Below are 2,068 nucleotides of genomic sequence, written 5' to 3' on the forward strand. Positions count from 1 at the left end.
GGATGCCTTGAAACAGCGGCTTAATACCGTTCGCGGCGTAGACCCAAAACTGGTCGAAGCGCTGAAAGCCTATCAAGTTTTGGCAGTGGTGTACTACGATGCGGAGGGAAAGCCGCAAGTGATGTGGCTGCTTGAACAAAACGGAGTGGGTGTGAATGACCCGAAACTGAAGAAATACTTAGACAAGGCAGGGAAGTACTTAGACCCAAGTGACTACCAAATTATCACGAATGAGGATTTAAACAAAAAAATCACTGAATCGTGGAAAACTGGCACCTATTATATGGACGGCACGAAATACACCGGTATGGCTGGTGGCACGCTTCGGGCATCAGCGTATGTGGAATCGGTGAAAGGTACGCTGGATGAAAGTGGCCTGATGGACGTGGTGATGGGGTTAGGTTTAAGCACCGCGGCGATTCGGGGGAGTATGACGTATGAGAAAGCGAATGGGGCTAAATATGAAATTACATGGGACAAAAATATCAACCCAACTCAAGAAATAATTCCTAATACCAACATACCAAAGTCTTTTACTTTAAAAGGAACTAACGTAAATGGAAAAGAAGTTTGGGTTCATGGAAATGCGAGTAAGCATATGGGAGAATTTATTAATTCTGCTAAGGGGTCAATAATAACTGAAAATGAATTGATGCTTAGCTTTCAAGATTCGGTATCTTTCATATTACCTAAAGTAAATCCTGGTAGAAATTTTTTCAATGTGAATGGTTGGGAAATCGGTATTAATGGTGATACGGGGGTAATATATCATGCTTTATACAAACCATAATATAGGAGGATAATATGTTATTAAAAAAAATTAATAGTGAGAACATCAATATTAAAAGTGAAGTTTACATGGAAAAAGTTGTAGATGACTTACTTATGATTTCAGTAAAAATGGATACAAAAAACAATAAAAGTTATTATGATTATTGGCGTTTAACTAGAACAATGGGGATTCCTCCTTTAGAAATCGGTATTGATAAAACAGATGGTAGTATACAAACTATAGTTTTTTATGTTGCTTCTGATTTCTTTAAAAAATTGGATTTCAGCCTAACTAAAGAAAATGAAGGACTAATTATGGTAGATTCTTCAATTTTTAAAAAAGAAAATGACTATGTAGATATTGACTCTAACTATTTTGTATTTTTAGATAGTGATGAACTTGTATGTAGTTTTGAGGAAAATTTTGAACCTGATGCATCTTACAATATAAATAGAATCAGAGTGTTTTTGAAATTGAATGAAGTGATTGGTTTTTCGATAAAAGATTTAACAAGTATAGAAATTGAAGAATTGAAATCACTTTAAACATCTATATTAAATAAAATAAAAAGGCACTCTATTATCTGATAGGCGTCGGATAGTAAAGCCTTGACTAGTAGCATTCACTAATCAAGTTGCCAATAACTAACAAAAGCTAGCTGTATTCACTGAATAGAAGTTGCACTACTGAAAAAGATATGAGAAAACTAACTCTATAGAGAGAGCAGCATACTCATATCTTTTTAGCTATGTTCAAAAGTATAAAAGTAGTATGTTGCTAGGAGAGTGAAAATAGTTGATGATACAATACATACACCATACTAAGAGATAAATGAGGTGAAGCAAAAGAAAAAATTAACAACCAAACAGTCTTTTGAATACTACCTTTCTTTCCTAAAAAGGAGTGGGTGTGAATGACCCGAAACTGAAGAAATACTTAGACAAGGCAGGAAAGTACTTAGACCCAAGTGACTCCAAATTATCACGAATGAGGATTTAAACAAAAAAATCACTGAATCGTGGAAAACCGGCACCTATTATATGGACGGCACGAAATACACCGGCATGGCTGGCGGTACGCTCCGGGCATCGGCGTATGTGGAATCGGTGAAAGGTACGCTGGATGAAAGTGGCCTGATGGACGTGGTAATGGGGCTAGGCTTGAGTACGGCGGCGATTCGGGGGAGTATGACGTATGAGGGAGCTAGTGGGGCTAAGGTACCTAAAGACTATTCTCAAACTAGAGAATACTGGAAAAAAGATGTTGATTTTAAAGATACCAAAGTTTATCAAAGAA

1 protein-coding gene and 2 pseudogenes are annotated in these 2,068 nt (G+C 36.7%); all 3 read left to right on the plus strand.

The features are described 5' to 3' along the window. A pseudogene (locus CFS04_RS12900) lies at nt 1–790 on the plus strand (hypothetical protein); the annotation flags it as partial. Nucleotides 791–804: 14 nt separating this feature from the next. Continuing rightward, nucleotides 805–1,317: a hypothetical protein gene (locus CFS04_RS12905; RefSeq protein WP_088811083.1), complete on the plus strand. Its 513-nt coding sequence runs from the start codon at nt 805–807 to the stop codon at nt 1,315–1,317. Between the two features lie 495 nt (nt 1,318–1,812). Then, nucleotides 1,813–2,068 (plus strand): annotated as a pseudogene (locus CFS04_RS12910) (hypothetical protein); the annotation flags it as partial.

Source organism: Listeria sp. ILCC796 (genome assembly GCF_900186175.1).
Taxonomy (GTDB): domain Bacteria; phylum Bacillota; class Bacilli; order Lactobacillales; family Listeriaceae; genus Listeria; species Listeria goaensis.

Bases quoted from the DNA above. Each gene is read 5' to 3' on its own strand.
- CFS04_RS12905 (WP_088811083.1), top strand. From the start codon at position 805: ATGTTATTAAAAAAAATTAATAGTGAGAACATCAATATTAAAAGTGAA.